The following is a 23,937-nucleotide window of genomic DNA, read 5'->3' as shown; positions in this document are numbered from 1 at the left end:
CGGGCGAGGTCCGCCCGCAGCGGGGGCAAGGCTCAGAACTTGTAGCCCACGCCCACCATGTACACCCACGGGTCGACATCCACATCGACCTTCACCTTGCCGAGCGCGCTGTGGCGCACGGTGGCGGTGGTGTCGATGTCCATGCGCCACACCGCCACGTTGAACAGCAGCTTGTCGGTGATCTGCACGTCCATGCCGAGCTGGAGCGCGAGGCCGAAGGAGTTGCCCAGCTTCAGGTCGCTGAAGCCGTTGGCCTTCTGCCGGCTGCTGAGCTTTTCATCGAAGAACCACGTGTAGTTCAGGCCCGCGCCCACATACGGCTGGATGCGCGATTTGCCGTCCAGCGGGTAGTACTGCAGGCTGATCGTCGGCGGCAGGTGCTTGGTGTCGCCGAACTTGCCGTCGATGGTGCCGGCGGGCACGCCGAGCGCGGCATCGACGCCCTTGACGCCGATCCGGTGGGTGAACGGGGTGGCCGCCAGCAGTTCGATACCGATGTGGTCGGTGATCATGTAGCCGGCGGTCAGGCCCAGCTGGGTGTTGTCGTTCAGCGTGGCTTGCGTGCCCGGGACCCCGGCACCGCCCACCTTCAGGCGCGAACTGTCCTCGACCGGCGAAACATTGGCGGCGCCGGCGCGGACGATGATCTCCCCTGCCTCATGGGCATGTACGGCGGGTGCGGTAAGGGCGAGAGCGGCCAGGGATGCGGTGATGAGTTGTTTGAGCATGGACTGACTCCAGTCATTGGACGGCCGATGTTGGCCGCCCGCCATGCTAGGCATCCCCGCGATACCCATCTTGATTTGACTCAACTAACACTAAATTCGTAAGGGTAAACCTGCGTTCGGTGGCGCAGGAGCGGGCGCGGTAAACGAAAAAGGGCGCCCCGCAGGGCGCCCGATGAGGCAGGACCGGAGGAGAGGCGGTCCTGACCCGGTAGAGCGTGCTTAGTAGTGGTACGCGGTTTCGCCGTGGGCGGTCACGTCCAGGCCTTCGCGTTCCTCTTCTTCCGGCACCCGCAGACCGACGAACATGTCGGCGATCTTGTAGCCGATGAAGGCGACCACGGCGGACCAGACGATGGTGATCAGCACCGAGTAGGTCTGCACCCACACCTGGTGACCCATCGCGAAGTCTTCGGCACCGGTGCCGCCGAGCGACGGCGCGGTGAACACGCCGGTCAGGATGGCGCCGAGGATGCCGCCGAGGCCATGCACGCCGAACACGTCGAGCGAGTCATCCGCGCCGAGCATGCGCTTGAGGCCATTGACGCCCCACAGGCAGACGAAGCCGGCGAGCAGGCCGATGATGATCGCGCCCATCGGGCCGACCGAGCCGCAAGCCGGGGTGATCGCCACCAGGCCGGCAACCGCGCCGGAGGCCGCACCCAGCATCGAGGGCTTGCCCTTGAACATCGCTTCGCCCAGCGACCAGGCCAGCACGGCGGCGGCGGTGGCGAGCAAGGTGTTGATGAAGGCGAGCGCGGCACCCGCGGTGGCTTCCAGGTTGGAGCCGGCGTTGAAGCCGAACCAGCCCACCCACAGCATCGAGGCACCGACCATGGTCAGCGTCAGCGAGTGCGGAGCCATGGATTCGCGACCGAAGCCGATGCGCTTGCCGACCATGTAGGCACCCACCAGACCGGCGACACCGGCGTTGATGTGCACCACGGTACCGCCGGCGAAGTCGAGCGCGCCGTCACCCAGCAGGAAGCCGCCCGGGCCCCACACCATGTGGCAGATCGGCAGGTAGCAGAAGGTGAACCAGATCACCGAGAACAGCAGCACCGCGGAGAACTTGATGCGTTCGGCGAAGGAGCCGACGATCAGCGCGCAGGTGATGCCCGCGAAGGTGGCCTGGAAGGCGATGAAGGCGTACTCCGGCAGCTTCGCATCGGCGCTGAAGGTGTCGGCGAGGGTGCTGTTGCTCACCCCGGACAGGAACAGCTTGTCGAGCGAGCCGATGAAGGGGCTGGCCTCGGTGAAGGCCAGGCTGTAGCCGTAGAAGGCCCACAGCACGGCGATCAGCGAGAACACCACCATCACCTGCATCAGCACCGACAGCATGTTCTTGGTGCGGACGAGGCCGCCGTAGAACAGCGCGAGGCCGGGCAGGGCCATGAACAGCACCAGCAGGGTGGCGGTCATGATCCAGGCGACGTCGCCCTTGTTGACCGTAGCCACGACTTCTTCGGCGGCGGCCGGGGCTTCAGCTGCAGCCGGGGCGGCGTCGGTGGCGGCCGGCGCCTCGACGGCGGCCGGAGCAGTCGGCGCCGCCGTGTTTTCCTGGGCGATAACGCCGCCCGCAAAGCCGACGGTTAAGGCCGTCAGCAGGATCGCGAATAGTTTTTTCATTGTTTGGTTCTCCGTTACAGGGCGTCGGCCCCGGTTTCTCCGGTGCGGATGCGGATCGCCTGCTCCAGGTCGAAGACAAAGATCTTGCCGTCACCGATCTTGCCGGTGGAGGCGGACTTCTCGATCGCCTCGATGGCCTGATCGAGCAGTTCGTCGCGGATCGCCGCCTCGATCTTCACCTTGGGCAGGAAGTCGACGACGTACTCGGCGCCGCGGTACAGCTCGGTGTGGCCCTTCTGGCGGCCGAAGCCCTTGACCTCGGTGACGGTGATGCCCTGCACGCCGATCGCGGAAAGGGCTTCCCGCACTTCGTCGAGCTTGAACGGCTTGATGATCGCTGTGATGAACTTCATCGGGTTCTCCTGTTACCCGGCCAGGGTGTCGCCACCCGCGGCCGGAAGCCTATGACAATTAAAACGATTTGGTGACGGACAGGATATAGCGTGCGTCAGCGTCATAATCGCTCTTATCCTTCATATTCGTGTTGACGTAGTGCAGACCAAACGCGAATCCCTTGTAGGCGTAAGTGGCGCCGACCTTCCAGTCGCTGTAGGACTTGGCCGGGCCCGTGATCGCCTGGTGGCCGTAGTGGCCGGTCAGGGTCAGGTCTTCGGTAACCGGATATGCCGCGGTGAGGTCGAAGTACTGGCTGCCCTTCGAGTCCGGCGCGCCGAACAGGTTGGTGAAGGCGTGCGAGTACTTGAACGACAGGAACTGCCACGAGAAGCCCAGGTAGCCTTCGAAGGTGTTCGGGGTCTTCAGGCCGGTGGCGCTGCGCCAGGCCGAGTTGTAGTTGCCGGGATAGACGTACTGCAGCACGCCGACGTCGATGCCGAAGTCGCCGAAGGTCTGCTTGTAGCCCGCGTACACGTCGAGTTCGAGGCTGTTGCCGGAGTTCTCGCTGGTGCCGCGCTCCAGATCGCTGATCCAGGAGACGTTGGAGCCCCACAGGCCGATGTAGAGGCCGCTCTCGTGCGCGTAATCCAGGCCGCCCTGCAGGGCCGGCTTCTCGTCCGTCTGGCTGATGCCGCGGTAGGCGTAGTCGGAGACGATGCCGACGTTGGCGACGATCGGGCTGGCGTCGTCGGCGTGGGCGGTACCGACCAGCGGCAGCGCGGCGAGGATGGCGGTGGCGAGAATGTTCTTGCGCATGTCTTTCTCCAGCGTTGATGTGTTTATCGCAGGGCAGCTAATGCAGGGTCCGTGCCAGCTTGTCGCAAACCCCGCAACGACTGGGGTTTTGACGAAAGCGAGGGGCATGTCGCAGGCCTTTTCGGGCAGCGCCCCCTGCGGTGCGGGCGCGTCTGCACCGGATTGGTGCGCCCCTTTTGTCGCAAAGCACCAAACGAAAGCCGCACCGCCCGTGTTGGGGAAAGGGGGCTTCACGCGCGTGCTAGACTTGCCCCATTCCCTTGTAGCCATTGGCAGACGCGACCATGACGACTCCGCGCATCCTCGACGAGATCGGGGCCAAACTCTCCGAGCTCGCGGCAAACAGCCCGGCCCGTGACATCGAAAAGAACGTACGTGCGCTGCTCGGCAGCGCGTTCACCCGGCTCGACCTCGTCACCCGCGAGGAATTCGAGGTCCAGCGCGAGATCATCGTCCAGCTCCGCACCCGCCTGGGCGAACTCGAAGCACGCGTCGCCGCGCTCGAAGCCGCCCGCAACACGCGCGACGAGGCCTGAGCCCGGCCGTCGCACACGGCTATCTATTTGGAATATTCCTGAACTCCGCTAGACTCGCCCGCTTTTGCGGTCCGGAGTTCCGATGTCGCTCGCCATCGTGCGCGCCCGTGCGCTGGACGGTCTTGCCGCGCCCGAGGTGACGGTCGAAGTTCATCTGGCCAACGGCCTGCCGGCCTTCAACCTGGTCGGCCTGCCCGACACCGAGGTGCGCGAGGCGCGCGACCGGGTGCGCGCGGCGCTCGTCACCTCGCAGTTCGAATTTCCCCAGCGCCGCATCACCGTCAACCTGGCGCCCGCCGACCTGCCGAAGGAGGGCGGCCGTTTCGATCTTGCGATCGCACTCGGCATCCTCGCCGCCTCCGGACAGGTGGAAGCGGCGGCGCTGGACCACTACGAATTCTGCGGCGAACTCTCGCTCAACGGCGGCTTGCGCGCGGTGCGCGGCGTGCTCGCGGCGGCGCTTGCCGCGGCAGGTGCGGGGCGCGCGCTGGTGCTGCCGCGCGCCAATGCGGCCGAAGCCGCGCTGGCGCCGGCGGCCACCGTGCTGCCTGCCGATGACCTGCTCGCGGTCTGCGCCCATCTCAACCGCCATACCCTGCTCGAAGCACAGCCCGCCGCGCAGCCCGGCCCGCAGGACGCGGCACTGCCGGACCTCGCCGATGTGCGCGGCCAGGCCCAGGCCCGGCGGGCGCTGGAAGTCGCGGCGGCCGGCGGTCATTCGCTGCTGCTGTTCGGTCCGCCCGGCACCGGCAAGTCGATGCTCGCGCAGCGGCTGCCCGGCCTGCTGCCGCCGATGGATGAGGCCGAGGCGCTCGCCAGTGCCGCGCTGCAGTCGCTGGAGGGCGTGTTCGACGCCGCGCGCTGGGGCCTGCGTCCGTTCCGTGCGCCCCATCATTCGGCCTCGGCCGCGGCGCTGGTGGGCGGCGGCGCCAATCCGCGCCCCGGCGAAATCTCGCTTGCCCATCACGGCGTGCTGTTTCTCGACGAACTGCCGGAATTCGACCGCCGCGTGCTCGAAGCGCTGCGCGAACCGCTCGAAACCGGCGCGGTCACGGTCGCGCGGGCGCGGCGGCGGGTGGAGTTTCCCGCCCGTTTCCAGCTTGTCGCGGCGATGAATCCCTGCCCCTGCGGCTACGCCGGCCATCCGCGCCGGGCCTGCCGCTGCACCCCTGAACAAGTCGCGCGCTATCGGGCGCGGCTGTCCGGCCCTTTGCTCGACCGCATGGACCTCACGGTGGAAGTGCCGGCGCTTGGCCACGCGGAACTTGCGGATTCCGCGCCCGGCGAGGCGAGCGCCGCGGTACGCGCGCGGGTGCTCGCCGCGCGCGAGCTGCAGCGCGCCCGCCAAGGAAGGCCCAACGCCCGCCTCGAACCGTCCGCGGTGGGCGCGTTGTGCACGCCCGACGATGCCGGCGCGCGCCTGCTGGCGCAGGCGATGGAGCGGCTGAACCTGTCGGCGCGGGCGTATCATCGCGTGCTTAGAGTGGCGCGCACCCTGGCCGATCTCGCCGGCATCGAGGTGCCCGGCGCCGCCCAGGTCGCGGAAGCCATCCAGTACCGCCGCAGTCTCGACGCCCGCTGAGCGGGGCGGGGCGGCGGATGAAGCCGACCCGACGACCCTGACCGACCCCGACATGGCATCCACCTCCCCTTGGCTGGCGCTGATCCTCGCCGCGCTTGCCGCGATCGGCCCGTTCGCGATCGATGCTTACCTGCCGGCGTTTCCGGCGATGGCCGCGGCGCTCGGCGCCACCCAGCTCGAAGTCCAGCAGACGCTGACCGCCTACATGGCGACCTTTGCCTTCATGGTGCTGTGGCACGGCGCGCTGGCCGACCGCTATGGCCGCCGCGCCGTGCTGATCGCCTCGACCGCGCTGTTCGCCTTCGCCTCGGCGGTATGCGCGTTCGCGCAGTCGATCGAGTGGCTGTGGCTGGGGCGGGCGCTGCAGGGGCTGTGCGGCGGCGCCGGCATGGTGGTGGGACGGGCGGTGGTGCGCGACCTCTACGACGGCGCGCACGCGCAGCGCCTGATGTCGCGGGTGATGACCATCTTCGGCATCGCCCCGGCGCTGGCGCCGGTGGTGGGCGGCGGGCTGCTTGCGCTCGCCGGCTGGCGCTCGATCTTCGTGTTTCTCGCGCTGTTCGGTGCCGCGCTCACCTATTCGTGCTGGCGCTACCTGCCCGAGACGCTGGCGCACGACAAGCGCCAGCCGCTGCACCCGGGGTCGCTCGCGCGCGGCTACCGCAGCATCCTCACCCATCCGGGTTTCCTGTTGATTGCCGGCGCCGGCGCGTTCAACTTCAACGCCTTCTTCATCTACGTGCTATCGGCGCCGGTGTTCGTGATGACCCACCTCGGACGCGGGCCGGGCGAGTTCGCGTGGCTGTTCGTGCCCTCGGTGGTGGGGATGATGCTGGGCTCGACGCTGTCCGGCCGCATGGCCGGGCGCTGGTCGCCGCGGCGCTGCATCGGGGTCGGCTTCGTGATCATGCTGGCGGCAGCGGTGGCGAACGTGCTCGTCGCGCTCGCGCTGCCCGCCGGCCTGCCTTGGTCGGTGGTGCCGATTCCGCTGTTTACCTTCGGCATGGCGCTGGCGATGCCGGCGTTCGCGCTGCTCGCGCTCGACCACTTTCCGGCGCGGCGCGGCATGGTGTCGAGCTGCCAGAGCTTCCTGCAGGTGGGGCTCAACGCGCTCACAGCCGGCGTGATCGCGCCCGCGCTATGGGGCAGCGTGCTTGGCCTGGCTACCGGCATGAGCGCCTTCCTGGCGCTGTCGCTGCTGGTGTTCGTGGTCAGCGTCAGGCGGGATCAGGCGGCTTCGCCGAGGTAGGCGGCGCGCACCTTGGGATTGGCCAGCAATTCGCTGCCGCTGCCGGTCAGCGTGACCTTGCCGGACTCCATCACATAGCCGCGCTGGGCGAATTCCAGCGCGAGGTTGGCGTTCTGCTCCACCAGCAGGATCGTGACGCCTTCCTTGGCGACCGACTGCACCACCTCGAAGATCTTCTCCACCACCAGCGGCGCCAGCCCCATCGAGGGCTCGTCGAGCAGCAGCAGCCTGGGGCGCGACAGCAGCGCGCGGCCGATCGCCACCATCTGCTGCTCGCCGCCGGACAGCGTGCCGGCGACCTGCGGCAGGCGTTCCTTCACGCGCGGCAGCATCGCGTAGACCTTTTCCAGGTCGGCTTCGATGCCGTCGCGGTCGCGGCGGGTGTAGGCGCCCATGCGCAGGTTTTCTTCCACCGTCAGCCGGGTGAAGATGCCGCGCCCTTCCGGGACCAGCGCGATGCCGCGGCGCAGGCGCTTGTGCGCCGGTACCGGGTTGATGCGCTCGCCGGCGTAGAGGATGTCGCCCCCGGTGGTGGGCAGCACGCCGGCGATCGCGTTCAGCGTGGTGGTCTTGCCGGCGCCGTTGGCGCCGATCAGGCACACGAGTTCGCCGGCATAGAGTTCGAAATCGATGCCCTTGACCGCCTGGATGCCGCCATAGGCGATCTGCATGCCCTGCACCTGCAGCAGTGGCGCGGCCGGATTAGTGTGCATGCTTGCCTCCGCCGAGGTAGGCGTTGATGACCGCGTCGTTGCGCTGCACTTCGGCCGGCACGTCCTCGGCGATCTTGCGGCCGAAGTCGAGTACCGCGACGCGGTCGCACAGCCCCATCACCAGCTTCACGTCGTGCTCGATCAGCAGCACGGTGACGCCGTCGGCGCGGATCTGCTCGATCAGGCGCTTCAGGTGGCCGGTCTCGGTGGCGTTCATGCCGGCGGCCGGTTCGTCCAGCGCCAGCAGCTGGGGTTCGGTGGCGAGCGCGCGCGCGATCTCCAGCCGGCGCTGGTCGCCGTAGGAAAGATTGCGGGAGACCACCTCGGCGAAGCGTTCGATGCCTACGTAGCGCAGCATTTCGTAAGCGCGTTCGGTCGTCAGGCGTTCTTCCTCGCGGGTGAAGCGGTTCTGCGCGAGGATGCCCCACACCCCGGCCTTGGTGCGGATGTGGTGTCCGGCCATGACGTTCTCCAGCGCCGTCAGTTCGCGGAACAGGCGGATGTTCTGGAAGGTGCGGGCGATGCCGCGGCCAACGATCTTGTGCGGCTTGCCGGTGGGCAGCTCGCTGCCGTTGAACACGAACTCGCCGCCGTCGGGCACGTAGGCGCCGGTCAGCACGTTGAAGAAGGTGGTCTTGCCGGCGCCGTTGGGGCCGATCAGGCCATACACCTCGCCCTTGCGGATGGTCAGCGAGACGTCGGTGAGCGCCTGCAGGCCGCCGAAGCGCTTGCCGATGTTGCGGGCTTCGAGCAGCGTGATCATTCGGCGGCGCTCCGGTGCAGGTTTTCCGGATGCGCGTAGCGCGCCCGCGCCGGGATCAGGCCCGCCGGACGCAGCAGCATCATCAGGATCATCGCCAGCGACAGCAGCAGCATGCGCAGCACCTCGGGGTCGAGCAGCACGTGGCCGAACACCGCCTGCTGGAGCGGCACCGCGACGTGGCGCAGGATTTCGGGCAGCAGCGCAAGCACGAAGGCGCCGACCAGCGCCCCGGCGATGTTGCCCATGCCGCCGAACACCACCATCGTCAGCACCGCGATCGACTCCATCAGCGAGAACGACTCCGGCGACACGAAGCCCTGGAAGGCGCCGAACAGGCAGCCCGAGACGCCGCCGAAGGTGGCGCCGAGCGCGAACGCGAGCAGTTTCATGTTGCGGGTGTTGATGCCGATCGCCTTGGCGGCGAGTTCGTCGTCGCGCATCGCCGCCCACGCGCGGCCGATGCGCGAGATCTGCAGGCGGCGGATGAAGATGATGGAGCCGGCGACGAAGGCGAGGAAGAAGTAGTAGTAGAGGAACAGCGAGTTGATCGAGAGTTCTTCGGTGACGCGGATGTTGCGTGAGAGGTCCCAGCCGAACAGCACGATCGGGTCGATCATGTTGATGCCCTGCGGCCCGTTGGTGATGTTGATCGGGTAGTTCAGGTTGAGCATGAAGATGCGCACGATCTCGCCGAAGCCGAGGGTGACGATGGCGAGGTAGTCGCCGCGTAACCTCAGCACCGGAAAGCCGAGCGCGATGCCGGCGAGCGCGGCGAAACCGGCGCCCAGCGGCAGGATCAGCCAGAACGGCAGATGCACGTCGAAGTGCGGCGAGGCGAGGAAGGCGAAGCTGTAGGCGCCGACCGCGTAGAAGGCGATGTAGCCGAGGTCGAGCAGGCCGGCGAAGCCCACCACCAGGTTGAGGCCCAGCGCCAGCATCATGTAGAGCAGCGCGAAGTCCAGGATGCGTACCCAGCTGCGGCCGAACTGCCATGCGATCAGCGGCGCGGCGATGGCGAGGATCAGGATCAGCCAGCGCGCGGCGAGCGGGTTGCGTTTGCCCAGCCAGGGAACGGCGGCGGCGAGTTCGTTCATGGTTCTTTCCCCTTACGCGCGGTCGGACACGCGTTCGCCGAGCAGCCCGGTGGGCCGGAAGATCAGCACCAGGCCGAGGATCAGGAAGGCGAAGATGTCCTGGTAGGACGAGTTGAGGAAACCGAAGGTGAGGTGCTCGATGTAGCCGGCGCCGAAGGATTCCACCAGGCCGAGCACCACGCCGCCCACCATCGCGCCGCCGAGGTTGCCGATGCCGCCGAGCACCGCGGCGGTGAAGGCCTTGAGCCCCGGCATGAAGCCCATGCCGTAGTGGGCGATGCCGTAGTTGCTGGCATACATCACGCCCGCCACCGCGGCCAGCCCGGCGCCGATGACGAAGGTGAAGGCGATGACCGCGTTGGTATCCACGCCCATCAGGCTGGCGGTGCGGTGGTTTTCGGCGGTGGCGCGCATCGCGCGGCCGATGCGGGTGCGGCTGACCAGCAGCGTCAGGCCGATCATCAGCAGCGCCGACACGATCACGATGACGATCTGCACCGGGGTGACGAACACGCCTTCGACCGGCTGCAGCGGCGTGGTCGAGATGAGTTGCGGAAAGGTGTGGTAGTTGCGGCCCCAGATGATCATCGCGATCGTCTGCAGCAGGAAGGACATGCCGATCGCGGTGATCAGCGGCGCCAGCCGCGGCGCGTTGCGCAAGCGTCGGTAGGCCAGCCGCTCCATCGTGAAGCCGATCAGCATCGACACCGGAATCGCCACCAGCAGCGCGATCGTCAGCATGACCAGCGGCGACATGCCGGGCGCCACCCCCATCAGGAACAGCATGGTCTGCAGCGCGGTCATCGCGCCCACCATCAGCACGTCGCCGTGGGCGAAGTTGATCAGGCCGAGAATGCCGTAAACCATGGTGTAGCCGAGTGCGATCAGCGCGTAGACGCTGCCGATCACCAGGCCGTTGATCGTCTGCTGGATGAGGGTTTCCATCGGGCCCTTGCGCGCGGCGGATAGCTTGAAGTGCGGGTGGAGCAGGCGGCGCCGGCATCGGTGCCGGCGCCGCGAGGGGCGCGGCGGGTGGCCTCGCGCCCTGCGCTGGCGCTTACAGCGGCGCCCAGTCGCCGTTCTTGAACTGGTACACCGTGATCGAGCCTTCCTTCAGGTCGCCCTTGTCGTCGAAGGAGATGTTGCCGATGACGCCCGGGAAGTTCACCTTCTTCAGTTCCGGAATGTACTTGGCCGGCTCAGCCGAGCCCGCCTTCTGCATCGCGGTGATGATCGCGGTGGCGGCGTCGTAGGCATACGGCGAGTAGATCTGCACGTCGGCGTTGTAGCGCTTCTTGTAGCGCTCGCGGAAGTCCGCCCCGCCCGGCATCTTCTCGATCGGCAGGCCGGCCATCGAGCAGTAGGCGTTGGCGCTGATCGCGTCGCCGGCCAGCTTGATCATCTCGGGGCTGCAGCCGCCGTCGCCGGTGAGGAACTTGGCCGAAATGCCGAGCTGCTTCATCTGGCGCAGCATCGGGCCGGCCTGGGCGTCCATGCCGCCGAAGAAGATCACGTCCGGGTTGGTGGCGCGGATCTTGGTGAGGATGGCGTTGAAGTCGGTGGCCTTGTCGGTGGTGAACTCACGCGCCACGATCTGCGCGCCCGAGGCCTTCGCGCCCTTTTCGGTTTCGTCCGCCAGGCCCTGGCCGTAGGCGGTGCGGTCGTCGATGATCGCGATCTTCTTCGCGCCCAGGTTGGTGGCGGCGAACTTGCCGAGCACCGAGCCCTGCTGCACGTCGTTGGCGATGGTGCGGAACACACCCTTGTAGCCCTGCTGGGTGAGCTTGGGGTTGGTGGAGGCGGGCGTCACCTGGGCGATGCCGGCCTGGTCGTAGATGCGCGACGCCGGAATCGAGGTGCCGGAGTTCAGGTGGCCGACGACAGCCTTCACGCCCGCGTCGACCAGACGCTGGGCCACCGTGGTACCGGTGCGCGGGTCGGCCTGGTCGTCCTCGCCGACGAATTCCAGCTTGACCTTCTTGCCGCCGATCGTGACGCCCTTGGCGTTGGCCTCTTCCACCGCGAGGCGGGTGCCGTTTTCGAGATCCTTGCCGAGGTGGGCGATGGTGCCGGTGAGCGGGGCGACGCCACCGATCTTGACGACCTGTTCCTGGGCCTGGGCGCTACCGATGCCGAGCGCCATCACGGCAAGTGCTACGACGGATTTCTTCATACCTGATCCTCCAGCGAAACTGACATAAGGATGTTTCGTGTTGTTGTTCCCACTCCGGCGCCACCTCCAGCGCGGCGGGGTGGGTGGTACGACTCGCAAGTCCGCTTTCCGCAGCGCCCGCCGTTGTGCCCGGGAGGCTGCGCGAAAGTGGCGGTATTGTGCCCAAAAAACGGTGCGCGGCGGGGCCCGGGCGAGGCGCCGGGGCGCGCGGCGCAAGCGATCTGCGATCGAAACGAGGCGCAGGATTCATGCCAGTGGCGATGAGGCAGGTGCGCCCCGCATCCGCCGAGGGGGCGCGCGTGCCGGGCGCACGCACAGCGGGCGCGGCGCACCGGGGTGGTGCAGCCGCGTCACCCGCTTGCGCGCGGGCGGCGGAAGCGCTCAGTCGGCCGATACCCACTTGCCGTCGCGGAAGCGGTGCATGCTGACCCCGCCGTTGCGGATGTCGCCCTGGGGGTCGAAGGCGATTTCGCCGGTCACGCCCTTGAAGGCGACCCGCTGCAGGGCCGGCAGGTACTTGGCCGGCTCGCTGGAGTCGGCCGCCTTCATCGCTTCGATCAGGGCGGTGGTGGCGTCGTAGCTGTAGGGCGCATAGAGCAGCACGTCGGTCTTGTAGCGCTGCTTGAAGCGGCTGAGGAAATCGGCGCCGCCGGGCATCTTCGCCGGCGGCAGGCTGGCCTGCGAGCAATACACCTTGTCGCTCATCGCGTCGCCGGCGAGCTTGATCATCTCGCCGGTGCATACGCCGTCGCCGCCCAGGTAGATGGCGCTGCTGCCCAGTTGGCGCAACTGGCGCAGCATCGGCGCCGCTTGCGCGTCCATGCCGCCATAGAACACCGCGTCCGGCGCCTTGGCTTTGATCTTGGTGAGGATGGCGAGGAAGTCGGTGGATTTGTCGGTGGTGAATTCGCGCCCGACCACCTGCAGTCCACGCTGCCTGGCCGCATCGGCAAAGGCATCGGCCAGGCCCTGACCGTAGGCGGTGCGGTCGTCGATGATCGCAACCTTGGCGGCTTTCAGCGTGTCGGCGGCGTACTTCGCCGTCGCCTCGCCCTGCTGCAGGTCGTTGGCGATCACCCGGAAAGTCACCTTGTAGCCCTGGCGGGTGAGCTTGGGGCTGGTGGAGGAGGGCGTCACCACCGGCACGCCGGCCTGCTCGTACACCCGCGACGCCGGGATGGACGCGCCCGAGGTCACATGGCCGACCACGCCTTTCACGCCGAGATCGGTGAGCCGCTGCGCCACGGTGGTGGCAGTGCGCGGATCGCCCTGGTCGTCCTCGCTGACCAGCTCGAACTTCACCTTCTGCCCGCCCAGGGTGATGCCCCTGGCGTTGGCGTCCTCGACCGCCAGCCGCGCGCCCATCTCGCCATCCTTGCCGAAATGGGCGATGGGCCCGGTGAGCGGGCCGGCGTGGCCAATCTTGACCACGGTCTGGGCGAGGGCGGCGGAATTGCCCACCAGGGCGAGGGTAGCGGCCAGCAGGCAGGCTACGGGCGTCTTCATGGCGGTTCTCCGGTGCGTTGCAGATTGTCACCCGGCGCGATTGCGTTTCCGGCCGGCAACGGAGATTCTAGCCCGCGCCCGGCGGCCCGTTGCCGGTAGGGAGATGCCCCGATGAGACGCCTGCTGACCGTGCTCTGTTCCGTACTTGCCGCCCTCGGCCTGCCCGCCTGCGACGGCTTCAACGCGCGCGAACTGCGGCCCGGGATATCGACCGCGCTCGAAGTGCGCGACCGCTACGGCCCGCCGCAGATGGAGTGGCACAACGACGACGGCTCGGTGACCTGGGAGTATTCGCGCCAGCCGCAGGGCGCCGAGTGCTACATGATCACCATCGGCCCGGACAACGTATTGCGCAGCCTCGACCAGGTGTTGAACGAAGCCACTTTCGCCCGCGTCCAACCCGGCATGAGTAACGAGGACGTGCGCCGCCTGCTTGGCAAGCCGGCGTCCAGCCAGTTCTTCCAGCTCAAGCAGGAGACCGTGTGGGAATGGCTGATCGAGCGCGGTTCCACCGTGGTCGATCCGGTCTATTTCACCGTGTCCTTCAACACCGAGGGCCGTGTCGTCAGCACCGGCCGCTATACCCGCATGCGAGGTTGAAATGTTCCGTGGTTCCGTCGTCAAGGCCCTGCTGCTTGTCGCCGCGCTGCTGATGGGCGGCTGCGCCGTCTTTCAACCGCCCCGCCCCTACACCACCGAGGCCGAAGCGCTGGCCGACCGCGGCGAGCCCACCCGGCGCTGGGACAACGGCGACGGCACCACCACGCTGGAGTACGCCACCCAGCCCTACGGCGACACCTGCGTGATGGTGCAGGTGGACGCGGGCGGCATCGTGCTGCGCCAGTGGGATGCGCTGGACTACGACAACCTCGCCCGGGTGCAGAAGGGCATGAGCAAGCAGGATGTGGCGCGGATGCTGGGCGAACACCGCTCCGAGCAGACCTTCCGCCTGTCGGGCGAGGAGGTGTGGGACTGGAACATCCGCAACGACGGGCCCGGCATCGCCACGCTGTTCAACGTGCATTTCAAGGACGGCACGGTGGTGCGCACCAGCCAGAGCTACATCCACTACCCCGACAGCACCATGTGGGGACCGTGGGGGATGTACCCGTGGTATCCCTACGGCTACCCCTATGCCTATCCCTACTACCCGCCGCGCGTGCGTGCCGTGCCCTGGCGGCCGTGGCCCTATCGCCCGCCGCCGTGGCATTGAGCCCATCGCCGTAGGCGCCCGAGGCTCGACACCCCTGCCCGTGCCGCCGTAAAATCCGCAGCCTGCCGAGGAGCGCTGCGACCCGAAATCACGCCGGGCCAGGCTCGGCAACCGAACAACGGCGCTCGCAAACCACCAGCCGGGTTTGCCGCGCCGTTTGCTTTTGCGTCGCCTACCCGCTGTGCTTAGCCCGCCACGCCGGACACACGAGGTAGAACCATGCAAGCCGACCGCTCCGAAGAACTCCGCCAGCAACTCGCCCAGCGCATCCTCATCCTGGACGGCGCGATGGGCACGATGATCCAGCAGTACAAGCTGGGCGAGGCGGACTACCGCGGCACGCGCTTCCTCGAACATCCGAAGGACCTCAAGGGCAACAACGACCTGCTGGTGCTGACGCGCCCGGACGTGGTCGGCGAGATCCATCGTGCATATCTCGATGCCGGCGCCGACATCATCGAGACCTGTTCCTTCAACGCCACCCGGGTGTCGCAGGCCGAATACGGCATGGCCGACATCGCCTACGAACTCAACGTCGCCAGCGCCCGGCTGGTGCGAGAGCTGTGCGACGAGTTCACCGCCCGGAACCCGGCCAAGCCGCGCTACTGCGCCGGCGTGCTGGGCCCGACTTCGCGCACGCTGTCGATCAGCCCGGATGTGAACGACCCCGGCTACCGCAACATCGAATTCGATGCGCTGGTGGAGGACTACTACGAATCCGCCAAGGGTCTGATGGAAGGCGGCGCCGACCTGCTGCTGATCGAAACCATCTTCGACACGCTCAACGCCAAGGCCGCGGTGTTCGCGGTGGAGAAGCTGTTCGACGACCTTGATCGCCGCCTGCCGGTGATGATCTCCGGCACCATCACCGACGCTTCCGGCCGCACGCTCTCGGGGCAGACCGCCGAAGCCTTCTGGAACTCGCTGGCGCACGCGCGGCCGATCTCCTTCGGCCTCAACTGCGCGCTCGGCGCCAAGGAGCTGCGCGCCTACGTCGACGAACTCTCCAACGTCTGCGACACCTTCGTTTCCGCCCACCCCAATGCCGGCCTGCCCAATCCGCTGGCGCCCACCGGCTACGACGAAACGCCGGAGCAACTGGCGGACGCCGTCGTGGAATGGGCGCAGTCCGGCCTGGTGAACATCCTTGGCGGCTGTTGCGGCACCACCCCGGCCCACATCGCCGCGATCGCGCAGGCGGTGGCGAGCGTGCCGCCGCGCCGGGTGCCGGAAATCGAGAAGAAGCTGCGCCTGTCCGGGCTGGAACCCTTCAACGTGGGCGCCGACAGCCTGTTCGTGAACGTCGGCGAGCGCACCAACGTCACCGGCTCCAAGGCCTTCGCCCGCATGATCCTCGAAGGCCGCTTCGACGACGCGCTGGCGGTGGCCCGCCAGCAGGTGGAGAACGGCGCCCAGGTCATCGACATCAACATGGACGAGGCCATGCTGGATTCGGTGGCGGCGATGGAGCGCTTCCTCAAGCTCATCGCCTCCGAGCCGGACATCTCGCGCGTGCCCATCATGATCGACTCTTCCAAGTGGGAGGTGATCGAGGCCGGCCTGAAATGCATCCAGGGCAAGGGCATCGTCAATTCGATTTCGATGAAGGAAGGCGAAGAGAGCTTCCTGCGTCAGGCGCGGCTGGCCCGCCGTTACGGCGCCGCGGTGATCGTGATGGCCTTCGACGAGAAGGGCCAGGCCGACACCTATGCGCGCAAGATCGAGATCTGCGCCCGCGCCTACGAGCTGCTGGTCGGCATCGGCTTCCCGCCCGAAGACATCATCTTCGACCCCAACATCTTCGCCATCGCCACCGGCATTGAAGAGCACGACAACTACGCGGTCGATTTCATCCAGAGCGTGGCCTGGATCAAGGCCAACCTGCCCCATGCCAAGACCTCGGGCGGGGTTTCCAACGTCAGCTTCAGCTTCCGCGGCAACGAGCCGGTGCGCGAAGCCATCCACACCGTCTTCCTGTACCACGCTATCAAGGCCGGGCTGACCATGGGCATCGTCAACGCCGGCATGCTGGGGGTGTATGACGACCTCGACCCGGTGCTGCGGGAGAAGGTGGAAGACGTTGTCCTTAACCGCAAGGCGGCATCTGGCCAAAATCCGGGCGAAGCGCTGGTGGAACTGGCCCAGACGGTGAAGGAAGGCAAGTCCAAGGACACCGGCCCCGACCTCGCCTGGCGCGAATGGAGCGTGGAAGAGCGCCTGAAGCACGCGCTGGTGAAGGGCATCACCGAATTCGTCGTTGCCGACACCGAGGAAGTGCGCGCGCGCCTGGAGTCCGAAGGCAAGCCGCCGCTGGCGGTCATCGAAGGCCCGCTGATGGCGGGCATGGACGTGGTCGGCGACCTCTTCGGCGCGGGCAAGATGTTCCTGCCCCAGGTGGTGAAGTCCGCCCGCGTGATGAAGCAGGCGGTGGCCCACCTCATCCCCTACATCGAGGCGGAAAAGGCGCGCACCGGCGCCACCAGCAAGGGCCGCATCGTCATCGCCACCGTAAAGGGCGACGTGCACGATATCGGCAAGAACATCGTCGGCGTGGTGCTGGGCTGTAATGGCTACGAGGTGATCGACCTCGGCGTGATGGTGCCCACCGACAAGATCCTCAACGCCGCGCGCGAGCACGGCGCCCAGGCCATCGGCCTGTCGGGCCTCATCACCCCCTCGCTGGAAGAGATGAGCCACGTCGCTGCCGAGATGCAGCGCCAGGGCTTCGACGTGCCGCTGCTCATCGGCGGCGCCACCACCAGCCGCGCTCATACCGCGATCAAGATCGCCCCGCACTACCAGCAGCCGGTGGTGTATGTGCCGGACGCTTCGCGCGCGGTCGGCGTGGTGACCGCGCTGCTGTCCGAAGGCGGCGCCGGGGACTTCAAGGCCCAACTCGCCGCCGACTACGACAAGATCCGCGCCCAGCACGCCAACAAGAAGGGCGTGCAACTCGTCAGCCTGGAAGCCGCGCGCGCCAATGCCTACAACCCGCTGTCGGTGGAAGGCTACGAACCGGTCGAGCCCAACACCCTGGGCGTGATGGCGCTCGACGTCGATCTGGACGAGCTGCGCGACTACATCGACTGGGGCCCCTTCTTCCAGACCTGGGATCTGGCCGGCAGCTTCCCGAAGATTCTCGATGACGAAGTCGTCGGCGAAACCGCGCGCAACGTGTTCAACGACGCGCAGGCCATGCTGGAAGACCTGATTGCCGGCGAGTGGGTGCAGGCCAAGGCGGTGTTCGGCCTCTTCCCCGCCAACAGCGTGGGCGACGACATCGCGTTTTACGCCGACGAGTCCCGCGACGAACCGATGATGACCTGGCATGGCCTGCGCCAGCAGCACGAGCGCCCGGCCGGCAAGCCGCACTGGTGCCTGGCCGACTTCGTCGCCCCCAAGGCCAGCGGTGTGCGCGACTGGTGCGGCGCCTTCGCCGTCACCGCCGGCCTCGGCATCGAACACAAGCTCGCCGAGTTCGAAGCCGCCCACGACGACTACCGCGCCATCATGCTCAAGAGCCTGGCCGACCGCCTCGCCGAAGCCACCGCCGAATGGCTGCACGAGCGCGTGCGCAAGGAATACTGGGGCTATGCCGCCGATGAGCAACTGGATAATGCCGCGCTGATCAAGGAGCAGTACAAGGGCATCCGCCCCGCGCCCGGCTACCCGGCCTGCCCGGACCACACCGTGAAGGCGGCGCTGTTCCAACTGCTGGACGCGCCCACCAATGCCGGCATGGGGCTCACCGAATCGATGGCGATGACCCCGGCTGCATCGGTGAGCGGTTTCTACTTCGCCCACCCGGAAAGCCACTACTTCGCCATCAGCAAGATCGGCCGGGACCAGCTCACCGACTGGGCGCAGCGCACCGGCCTCACCGAAGAAGCAGCGGCGCGCTGGCTGGCGCCGCTGCTGTAAGGCGGCTCAAAGGCGGTCGATGGGCGACACCACCCCGCGGCCGCCCTTGTTGAGCACGTGGGTGTAAATCATCGTGGTCGACACGTCCGCGTGGCCGAGCAGTTCCTGCACGGTGCGGATGTCGTAGCCGCCTTCGAGCAGGTGGGTGGCGAACGAATGGCGCAGCGTGTGGACGCTCACGGGCTTGTGCAGCCCGGTCGTTTCGACCGCGCGCTTGATGGCACGCTGCAGGCGCCGCTCATAAAGGTGGTGCCGCCGCCGCATGCCAGATACCGGGTCCACTGCCAGATGGTCGGCCGGCCATAGCCAGAACCACGGCCACGACAGCGCCGCGCGCGGATACTTGCGGGCAAGTGCGTCCGGCATCCAAACCCCAGGCACCTCCGCCTCCCGGTCGGCCTCCCACACCTTGCGCGCCGCTTGCAGGTGGCGACGCAGTACAGCGCGCAGCGCCGAGGGCAGCATCACGCGGCGGTCCTTGCCGCCCTTGCCTTCGTGCACCGTGATCTCGTTACGGTCGAAATCGACATCCTTGACCCGCAACCGGAGCCCCTCCATCAAGCGCATCCCGGTGCCGTAGAGCAAGCGCGCCACATCGCCCTCGCCGCCCGCCATCGCCTCCAGCAGACGCGCGACCTCGGCGCGTGACAACACCACCGGCACCCGTTCGCGCTTTTTCGGTCAGCCGATCTCCTGCATCCACGGCAAATCGATGTCGAGAACCTCCGTGTAGAGAAAGAGCAGGGCAGACAAGGCCTGATTGTGTGTGGACGGCGCGACCGAGCGCTCGCTGGCCAGCCAGTTCAGGAAGGCCTCGACCTCCACCGCCCCCATGTCGCGCGGATGGCGTAAGCCCTGCTGACGGATGAAGAGCCGAACCCAATAGACATAAGCCTGCTCCGTTCTTATGCTGTAGTGCTTGTAACGAACGGCCGCGCGAACCTGGTCCAGCAGTCGCGGCGGTTGCGCCGGCGTGTTCTCCGTGGGCATGACGTGTTTGACCGCCTATGGCTACTGATAATGCATATAGCATAAGCGGTGAATCCAATGATTTCAAACAGGAAAATTAGAAAGCGGCCACCGGTTTATGCGACAGCCTTCTGGAATACACGTCAGATGTTGACGTCTACAACACGTTAGGGTGCATATGCGACGCTACCAACGCGGTACGTATTTTCGGGGGTGCATAAACATACGCCCGACACTGGCATTTGAAGCTACTGTCGCAGCCTTGGAAGAGGCTCTCGGTGTCAGTTTCTCCCCGGACGACGAGGGGAAATACGAAGAATTTCCAGCGTACCGTGCATTTGCGCTCGGCTTAGAACTTGCCCTACTTGCGCCACCTCGTCCGGAGGACGATGTTCGCGAAGTAAAAGACGACAGTTTTCAATTGCTCATCCAAACACGCGCCAATGTCACAGAAGATGGTGCTGACATTGACTTGAGTGCACTAATTGAGGCTCAACTAAACGCCTGCACCGGGTTAACCGTGGAGCGTATGGAGCACATAGATGCACCCTAACTCTCCAGTCAACCGGACCGCCGAACACCCGCCTTTAGGCTGCCTCAAGCCGCCTCGCGCGGCGTCCGGTTACTTTCACCGTTAGCTGTCATACAGCGCCCGCCCCCACGAGTGGTTATCGCACGAGCTTCAACAGATGACGAATTCCAATGAATCCGTAGTGAATTCTCTGCCGCCAGAGATGGAAGCAATCCGCGATTCTGCGCTAGAAGCACTCGGGGAACTCGAACCAGCCGGTTCGCCCAGGTCCGAAGCCGAGAAACGAGGCTTCATCCTGTCTTCGCGAACGAATGCAGGTCGTAACCTTCCGCCCTATTACTTGGTCTACTTTCTCTTCGTCGACCTTCTTGGCTTCCCACACTTGGGGCAATGGGAAAAGGTCGCATGGTCAATACCGGTGAGGTATCGCGGAAGGCTATATTTGATCGAACACCGAAAGTTCGGACTAGGAATATTCGCGCCAACGTTAGAACCAAGCGCCCGAATTAGCTCTACACCAAGCTCCGAGGCAGAGGCCGATGCAAGCGAAGTCGCGCACCTTATTAAGAAGGGGGTAACCGCGGCAGAAGCGTACTTCCAGTGGCGTGCTGAGCAAGCGGCCGCTGGATCTATGCTCAATGTTGTGAACAACAGTGATGCTCTATTTGACCGGTACCTGTTCTTCCGTGACCGATTTCGAGCCCTAAGTGCAGAAGGGGAGCTTCGACAGAATGAACGCACTGTCAAGACAACGACGCTGGAAGACGGTACGGTCGTCAGGGAAACTAGCTTTCCATCTTCTCAACTAATGCGAGAAGCGACGTGGATCGCTCAGTCAGCGATTGAGGCGTTCTTCAGTTGGACAGAACATGCATTTATTCACCTTGCCATACTTCAAGGCCGGTTAAACACTGGCGACGAAGTTGCAAGGATGGCAGAGGCTGACTGGAAGACAAAGTTCAAAGCTGCCCTTGATGTAACCGATCCGAAAACAAAATCACATTACGACTGCCTTCTCGATCTTCGCGCTCAGATAAGAAACTTCATGGCACACGGAGCCTTTGGCAAGCGTGGTCAAGCATTCCGATTTCACTCTGGTGCGGGAGCAGTCCCAGTACTTCTAACGCATCGTCAGGCGCATCGATATTCCTTGACGGGACAACCGGATTTCGATGAAAGCCGCGCTATGCTTGAGATTGATGAATTTATTGCGCACCTATGGTCCGGCAGCCGAGAGCCCGCTCGTCTATACGTACACAGCTCTCTGCCATCGATCCTGACATTTGTGGGCGACGGCACATATGCTAATGCCATGACGTCAGTCGAAGAAATGGAGGGGCTCGTAGAGCATCTAACAATGGAGTCAGATCGTGCGGCAAACATGGACTGGTGACCTTGAAAGCCTCAAACCGCTCGTCTGTGAAAATCATGCCAGCTAACTTTCCAGTCAACCGGACCGCCGAACAGCCGCTTTTGGGTTTCCTCTGTCCGCCTCGCGCGGCGTCCGGTTACTTTCATCGTTGGGCCTCAGGTCGGGCGTGTACCAGGTGGTAGCCGGTTTGGTTTGGCTCCGTCGCGCCGGTTGCGTGGGGCACAGTTCGGCTCAATGCCGAAAGCCGGGTCATCGCCAGCGTTCCACCGCTCTAAAGTTGGCTCCCAGCTTTCGGCGTGTGCCCCTGCTACGGTCCTCCGGTGTGGCGGGGGTACTTTCACGGTTCGCGTGGGCTGTCCGTCCTTCGGCGGCCAGCGCACGGTCGGCTTGCCGCGAAGCTCACTGCTTCCACCGTTCAAGATGTGAGAGCTATGCTCGCTTGAGCGGTCGCTGAAAGCCCGTGCAGCCCACCATGCAGCCCGCCCCAGTCCCCGTAGTCGTCAAGCCGCTGGCCCTGCTGGCTTCGGGCATCGTGCTGCTCGCGGCCACCCCATTCTCGGCAGGCCAGCGCCGAGGCCCAACCATTCACTCCAGCGGACCGCCTTCGGCGGCCGCTGAGTTCAAACGTTGGGCGTCATGACATGACCACTACTGAACGTGATGTGCTCCTCTTAACTGTGGCGGAGCGCTTTCAGCTTGAACACGGCGGCGTTGTGCTTGCGCCAGATTTCCCGCTGCCCACGGGGAACGGCTGGAAGGAATACACATTCTTCGTCGAAGTCGTGCATGAGTCTGGGGAAATATCAAAGTTCAGGGCCGTGGCAAGCGCAGTCCATCATCTGGTGCGAGATCCTGCTATTTCAGGTGGTGGCTGGCGCCTGATCATTGTTCTACCCGGGGCAAAGAAGGAAAACATCCCAATCGGCAGCAGGATCCTGTGTTCCGCCGTCACTCATCAACGGTTGTTCGGCGCGAGCACAAACACCGTATGACGCCCAACCCTTCCGTCAACCGGACCGCCTGCAAGCTGCGCTTGCAGGTTCGCTCTGGCCTTCGGCCTCCGCCGGCCGGTTACGTCGAACGTTGGGCGTCAAGAAGAGGAGTCTGCTTTGAGTGATATAGACAGAGTTGGCGAAGAAATGTGTCGCCATATATTCGAGCTTTTGCTCCCGCTTCAAACCACCAAGGAGCTAAATGAAGAGCGGTTTGAACTGGCAGATCAGTCGTCCCGGCTTTTTGCCAAGCTACTGAAAGGCTCTGCCTTCATTCCGCGTAAGCATTTCAAGGAACTGTACAGCGCGGCGCGAGCCCTTGAAGCAGAGGCGCCTTACTCAAAAAACCCGGCGGTAGTCAACGAAATGGCAAACAAGCTGCACATGACTGCAGACCTAATAGTCTGGGGAGAATGTCATGACGACAGGGTTCCCGGGAAACCAAGGGTTAAGTAATGCATCAAGTCTTGGCTCTATTGCGGTGCAATTGACGCCCAACCCTGCGGTCAACCGGATTTGTGGTCGCTACCAAGAGACAACATCAAATTTTGAGCAACCGGAAATGACGCCCAACAATCCAGTCAGCCGGACCGCCGAACACCCGCCTTTAGGCTTCCTCCAGCCGCCCCGCGCGGCATCCGGTTACTTTCATCGTTGGGCCGTTAATGCATAAGCTCGATTGGCAGCCTGCGGGAGAATGGGTGCCGCATTCCTATGCGCCGCTCTTCACCACCGAAACCACGTCGGCCGGGACATCACGTCTTGTCGCTGGTGTGCCCGGCGGGGATTCTTCAGTATTGCTCAAGCTCGTCGAATGCCTTACGCCGCCATTCTTCGTTCTCTACGTTCTGCACACTCCACGGGGTGAAGGTGATCCCGGCCGTTATCAAAGCCCAGAACTCGAACTTGAGGCAATTCAGTCGTTTGTGTCCCGGTTCGCGCAGTTCTTCGCTGGCGATGCGCGCTTCGATCTCTGGGTTCATTCACCAAACTCCAACGGAACAATCGTTTGGGACCGTCACAACCTAATCTATGGCTACGGTCCGGTCGAGTGCTTCAGCCGCGCCCTTGGCTCCCTTGGGTTCTCCGGGGGCCGGCCTATCGTTCCCGGTCCGCACATGCACCACTACCGTAAAGAGTTTGATGGAGATGCCGAGGCGCTGCTGACCACATTCGCTTGGCAGCGTTCTCCGCTTCATCCGGAGGATGAACAATGACCGCGAGGCCCAACCGGGCAGTCGAGCGGACCTGCGCGAAAAGCCGCGCCGGCCGGTGATCGTGAACGTTAGGGCTTTCATCAGCGATCCAACTATTCCGTTTCCGGGTCAAGACCGGAGCATGGCATTCGCTATTGACCAAGCTCGTCAATATCGGCGAGGTTCTTTGAGGCATTTTGTTCTCTGAAGAGCAATCAGAGTGCTTTCCTACTAAAGGTCCGATTCAAATCTTCCGAGAAGGTGCCACACATTTTGCTCGCGGATATCGACGCAATCCGTATTGCCTTTTCACGGGACGGTTGCAAACGGGTCCGATTTTCCTGGTCTTGAGTTCATGCAGCGCGTCGAATCCCATCCACCACAAATCACGGACTGGATGTTCATTAAGTATGACTTCGTGGTGGGTAGGTTAACAATTCAGGTCATTCGTTCCGGTATGACGGCAGAAGATGGAGCGACCTACAATGCAAATGCACCTTGCCGTTTCCGCAATTGAAAGCCCTGGCCGGCCGGACAGGGCGCGGCCGTCGGCCGCCGGGACGGACGCACCGCCTGTTGGCGGGCCCTTCACTTCTACGTTATGCCTCTTGAAGGAGCGT

The 23,937-nt window shown here is 65.1% G+C and carries 23 protein-coding genes, 1 pseudogene and 1 riboswitch; of the genes and pseudogenes, 12 read left to right on the top strand and 12 right to left on the bottom strand.

Features of this window, described 5'->3' with window-relative positions; all coding sequences use genetic code 11:
• Window positions 1-32: 32 nt before the first annotated feature.
• The 4 genes from dqs_RS19150 to dqs_RS19135 form a co-directional block, all read right to left on the bottom strand.
• The gene (locus dqs_RS19150) at window positions 33-728 is read right to left on the bottom strand and encodes an OmpW/AlkL family protein (RefSeq protein WP_065341444.1); all 696 of its coding nucleotides are present in this window, start codon (window positions 726-728) and stop codon (window positions 33-35) included.
• Between the two features lie 219 nt (window positions 729-947).
• Window positions 948-2,354 (bottom strand): ammonium transporter, encoded by a 1,407-nt coding sequence (locus dqs_RS19145; RefSeq protein WP_011767462.1) that lies wholly within the window; start codon window positions 2,352-2,354, stop codon window positions 948-950.
• 14 nt (window positions 2,355-2,368) lie between these two features.
• Window positions 2,369-2,707: a P-II family nitrogen regulator gene (glnK, locus tag dqs_RS19140; RefSeq protein WP_011767461.1), complete on the bottom strand. Its 339-nt coding sequence runs from the start codon at window positions 2,705-2,707 to the stop codon at window positions 2,369-2,371.
• Window positions 2,708-2,765: 58 nt separating this feature from the next.
• Entirely contained in the window at window positions 2,766-3,506 is a 741-nt protein-coding gene (locus dqs_RS19135) for a TorF family putative porin (protein ID WP_065341443.1), read from the bottom strand.
• A 284-nt stretch (window positions 3,507-3,790) separates the two neighbouring features.
• Between dqs_RS19135 and dqs_RS19130 the strand changes: the two genes are divergently transcribed.
• The 3 genes from dqs_RS19130 (at window position 3,791) to dqs_RS19120 (ending at window position 6,873) form a co-directional block, all read left to right on the top strand.
• Window positions 3,791-4,042, top strand: coding sequence for an accessory factor UbiK family protein (locus dqs_RS19130; RefSeq protein ID WP_011767459.1), 252 nt, complete (start codon window positions 3,791-3,793; stop codon window positions 4,040-4,042).
• A gap of 82 nt (window positions 4,043-4,124) precedes the next feature.
• Entirely contained in the window at window positions 4,125-5,624 is a 1,500-nt protein-coding gene (locus tag dqs_RS19125) for a YifB family Mg chelatase-like AAA ATPase (protein WP_011767458.1), read from the top strand.
• Between the two features lie 52 nt (window positions 5,625-5,676).
• Window positions 5,677-6,873, top strand: a complete 1,197-nt coding sequence (locus dqs_RS19120) for a multidrug effflux MFS transporter (RefSeq protein ID WP_011767457.1) — start codon at window positions 5,677-5,679, stop codon at window positions 6,871-6,873.
• On the opposite strand, the gene dqs_RS19115 is transcribed toward dqs_RS19120, so the two are convergent.
• From dqs_RS19115 to dqs_RS19090, 6 genes are all read right to left on the bottom strand, one after another.
• Window positions 6,852-7,586, bottom strand: coding sequence for an ABC transporter ATP-binding protein (locus dqs_RS19115; protein WP_065341442.1), 735 nt, complete (start codon window positions 7,584-7,586; stop codon window positions 6,852-6,854). The two genes, dqs_RS19120 and dqs_RS19115, sit on opposite strands and share 22 nt — an antisense overlap.
• Window positions 7,576-8,349, bottom strand: coding sequence for an ABC transporter ATP-binding protein (locus dqs_RS19110; protein WP_011767455.1), 774 nt, complete (start codon window positions 8,347-8,349; stop codon window positions 7,576-7,578). Before dqs_RS19110 ends, dqs_RS19115 begins: the two co-directional genes overlap by 11 nt.
• Window positions 8,346-9,443 carry an ABC transporter permease subunit gene (locus tag dqs_RS19105; protein WP_065341441.1) on the bottom strand — a complete coding sequence of 366 codons (1,098 nt, stop codon included), beginning with the start codon at window positions 9,441-9,443 and terminating at the stop codon, window positions 8,346-8,348. Before dqs_RS19105 ends, dqs_RS19110 begins: the two co-directional genes overlap by 4 nt.
• Window positions 9,444-9,455: 12 nt before the next feature.
• Window positions 9,456-10,388 (bottom strand): branched-chain amino acid ABC transporter permease, encoded by a 933-nt coding sequence (locus tag dqs_RS19100; protein ID WP_011767453.1) that lies wholly within the window; start codon window positions 10,386-10,388, stop codon window positions 9,456-9,458.
• Window positions 10,389-10,500: 112 nt separating this feature from the next.
• Entirely contained in the window at window positions 10,501-11,616 is a 1,116-nt protein-coding gene (locus dqs_RS19095; RefSeq protein WP_011767452.1) for a branched-chain amino acid ABC transporter substrate-binding protein, read from the bottom strand.
• A 381-nt stretch (window positions 11,617-11,997) separates the two neighbouring features.
• The gene (locus dqs_RS19090; RefSeq protein WP_065341440.1) at window positions 11,998-13,122 is read right to left on the bottom strand and encodes a branched-chain amino acid ABC transporter substrate-binding protein; all 1,125 of its coding nucleotides are present in this window, start codon (window positions 13,120-13,122) and stop codon (window positions 11,998-12,000) included.
• A 111-nt stretch (window positions 13,123-13,233) separates the two neighbouring features.
• Between dqs_RS19090 and bamE the strand changes: the two genes are divergently transcribed.
• The 3 genes from bamE to metH all read left to right on the top strand — a co-directional run bounded on the left by bamE (window position 13,234) and on the right by metH (window position 18,256).
• Window positions 13,234-13,722 (top strand): outer membrane protein assembly factor BamE domain-containing protein, encoded by a 489-nt coding sequence (gene bamE / locus dqs_RS19085; protein WP_011767450.1) that lies wholly within the window; start codon window positions 13,234-13,236, stop codon window positions 13,720-13,722.
• 1 nt (window position 13,723) lies between these two features.
• Window positions 13,724-14,335, top strand: a complete 612-nt coding sequence (locus dqs_RS19080) for a hypothetical protein (protein ID WP_065341439.1) — start codon at window positions 13,724-13,726, stop codon at window positions 14,333-14,335.
• Between the two features lie 61 nt (window positions 14,336-14,396).
• A riboswitch (S-adenosyl-L-homocysteine riboswitch) is annotated at window positions 14,397-14,469 on the top strand.
• Between the two features lie 85 nt (window positions 14,470-14,554).
• On the top strand, window positions 14,555-18,256 hold the full coding sequence (gene metH / locus dqs_RS19075) for a methionine synthase (RefSeq protein WP_065341438.1): 3,702 nt from the start codon (window positions 14,555-14,557) through the stop codon (window positions 18,254-18,256).
• Between the two features lie 6 nt (window positions 18,257-18,262).
• Here metH and dqs_RS21175 read toward each other — a convergent pair.
• Together dqs_RS21175 and dqs_RS21345 are read right to left on the bottom strand one after the other, a co-directional pair.
• A pseudogene (locus dqs_RS21175) lies at window positions 18,263-18,922 on the bottom strand (integron integrase); the annotation flags it as partial.
• 15 nt (window positions 18,923-18,937) lie between these two features.
• Window positions 18,938-19,246, bottom strand: a complete 309-nt coding sequence (locus dqs_RS21345) for a phage integrase N-terminal SAM-like domain-containing protein (protein WP_157108225.1) — start codon at window positions 19,244-19,246, stop codon at window positions 18,938-18,940.
• A gap of 157 nt (window positions 19,247-19,403) precedes the next feature.
• On the opposite strand from dqs_RS21345, the gene dqs_RS20890 reads away from it, so the two are divergent.
• The 6 genes from dqs_RS20890 (at window position 19,404) to dqs_RS21325 (ending at window position 23,834) form a co-directional block, all read left to right on the top strand.
• Entirely contained in the window at window positions 19,404-19,778 is a 375-nt protein-coding gene (locus tag dqs_RS20890; RefSeq protein WP_157108224.1) for a hypothetical protein, read from the top strand.
• Between the two features lie 136 nt (window positions 19,779-19,914).
• Window positions 19,915-21,150: a hypothetical protein gene (locus tag dqs_RS20595; protein WP_084018707.1), complete on the top strand. Its 1,236-nt coding sequence runs from the start codon at window positions 19,915-19,917 to the stop codon at window positions 21,148-21,150.
• Between the two features lie 620 nt (window positions 21,151-21,770).
• Entirely contained in the window at window positions 21,771-22,121 is a 351-nt protein-coding gene (locus dqs_RS20885) for a hypothetical protein (RefSeq protein ID WP_157108223.1), read from the top strand.
• 117 nt (window positions 22,122-22,238) lie between these two features.
• Window positions 22,239-22,577, top strand: a complete 339-nt coding sequence (locus tag dqs_RS20880; RefSeq protein ID WP_157108222.1) for a hypothetical protein — start codon at window positions 22,239-22,241, stop codon at window positions 22,575-22,577.
• A gap of 209 nt (window positions 22,578-22,786) precedes the next feature.
• Complete coding sequence (locus dqs_RS20590) at window positions 22,787-23,338, top strand: hypothetical protein (protein ID WP_084018704.1); 552 nt, start codon at window positions 22,787-22,789, stop codon at window positions 23,336-23,338.
• A 334-nt stretch (window positions 23,339-23,672) separates the two neighbouring features.
• A complete protein-coding gene (locus dqs_RS21325; protein ID WP_418202057.1) occupies window positions 23,673-23,834 on the top strand; it encodes a DUF2314 domain-containing protein in 162 nt (53 codons plus the stop codon).
• The last annotated feature ends 103 nt before the right edge of the window (window positions 23,835-23,937 follow it).

The sequence above is a fragment of the Azoarcus olearius genome, assembly GCF_001682385.1.
In the GTDB taxonomy this organism is placed as follows: Bacteria; Pseudomonadota; Gammaproteobacteria; order Burkholderiales; family Rhodocyclaceae; genus Azoarcus; species Azoarcus olearius.
The sequence above is the reverse complement of the archived record's forward strand: the minus strand, read 5'-3'. Positions and strand labels throughout refer to the sequence as shown.

Bases quoted from the DNA above. Each gene is read 5' to 3' on its own strand.
- dqs_RS19150 (WP_065341444.1), bottom strand. From the start codon at position 728: ATGCTCAAACAACTCATCACCGCATCCCTGGCCGCTCTCGCCCTTACC.
- dqs_RS19145 (WP_011767462.1), bottom strand. From the start codon at position 2,354: ATGAAAAAACTATTCGCGATCCTGCTGACGGCCTTAACCGTCGGCTTT.
- glnK (WP_011767461.1), bottom strand. From the start codon at position 2,707: ATGAAGTTCATCACAGCGATCATCAAGCCGTTCAAGCTCGACGAAGTG.
- dqs_RS19135 (WP_065341443.1), bottom strand. From the start codon at position 3,506: ATGCGCAAGAACATTCTCGCCACCGCCATCCTCGCCGCGCTGCCGCTG.
- dqs_RS19130 (WP_011767459.1), top strand. From the start codon at position 3,791: ATGACGACTCCGCGCATCCTCGACGAGATCGGGGCCAAACTCTCCGAG.
- dqs_RS19125 (WP_011767458.1), top strand. From the start codon at position 4,125: ATGTCGCTCGCCATCGTGCGCGCCCGTGCGCTGGACGGTCTTGCCGCG.
- dqs_RS19120 (WP_011767457.1), top strand. From the start codon at position 5,677: ATGGCATCCACCTCCCCTTGGCTGGCGCTGATCCTCGCCGCGCTTGCC.
- dqs_RS19115 (WP_065341442.1), bottom strand. From the start codon at position 7,586: ATGCACACTAATCCGGCCGCGCCACTGCTGCAGGTGCAGGGCATGCAG.
- dqs_RS19110 (WP_011767455.1), bottom strand. From the start codon at position 8,349: ATGATCACGCTGCTCGAAGCCCGCAACATCGGCAAGCGCTTCGGCGGC.
- dqs_RS19105 (WP_065341441.1), bottom strand. From the start codon at position 9,443: ATGAACGAACTCGCCGCCGCCGTTCCCTGGCTGGGCAAACGCAACCCG.
- dqs_RS19100 (WP_011767453.1), bottom strand. From the start codon at position 10,388: ATGGAAACCCTCATCCAGCAGACGATCAACGGCCTGGTGATCGGCAGC.
- dqs_RS19095 (WP_011767452.1), bottom strand. From the start codon at position 11,616: ATGAAGAAATCCGTCGTAGCACTTGCCGTGATGGCGCTCGGCATCGGT.
- dqs_RS19090 (WP_065341440.1), bottom strand. From the start codon at position 13,122: ATGAAGACGCCCGTAGCCTGCCTGCTGGCCGCTACCCTCGCCCTGGTG.
- bamE (WP_011767450.1), top strand. From the start codon at position 13,234: ATGAGACGCCTGCTGACCGTGCTCTGTTCCGTACTTGCCGCCCTCGGC.
- dqs_RS19080 (WP_065341439.1), top strand. From the start codon at position 13,724: ATGTTCCGTGGTTCCGTCGTCAAGGCCCTGCTGCTTGTCGCCGCGCTG.
- metH (WP_065341438.1), top strand. From the start codon at position 14,555: ATGCAAGCCGACCGCTCCGAAGAACTCCGCCAGCAACTCGCCCAGCGC.
- dqs_RS21345 (WP_157108225.1), bottom strand. From the start codon at position 19,246: ATGCCCACGGAGAACACGCCGGCGCAACCGCCGCGACTGCTGGACCAG.
- dqs_RS20890 (WP_157108224.1), top strand. From the start codon at position 19,404: ATGCGACGCTACCAACGCGGTACGTATTTTCGGGGGTGCATAAACATA.
- dqs_RS20595 (WP_084018707.1), top strand. From the start codon at position 19,915: ATGACGAATTCCAATGAATCCGTAGTGAATTCTCTGCCGCCAGAGATG.
- dqs_RS20885 (WP_157108223.1), top strand. From the start codon at position 21,771: ATGACCACTACTGAACGTGATGTGCTCCTCTTAACTGTGGCGGAGCGC.
- dqs_RS20590 (WP_084018704.1), top strand. From the start codon at position 22,787: ATGCATAAGCTCGATTGGCAGCCTGCGGGAGAATGGGTGCCGCATTCC.
- dqs_RS21325 (WP_418202057.1), top strand. From the start codon at position 23,673: ATGCAGCGCGTCGAATCCCATCCACCACAAATCACGGACTGGATGTTC.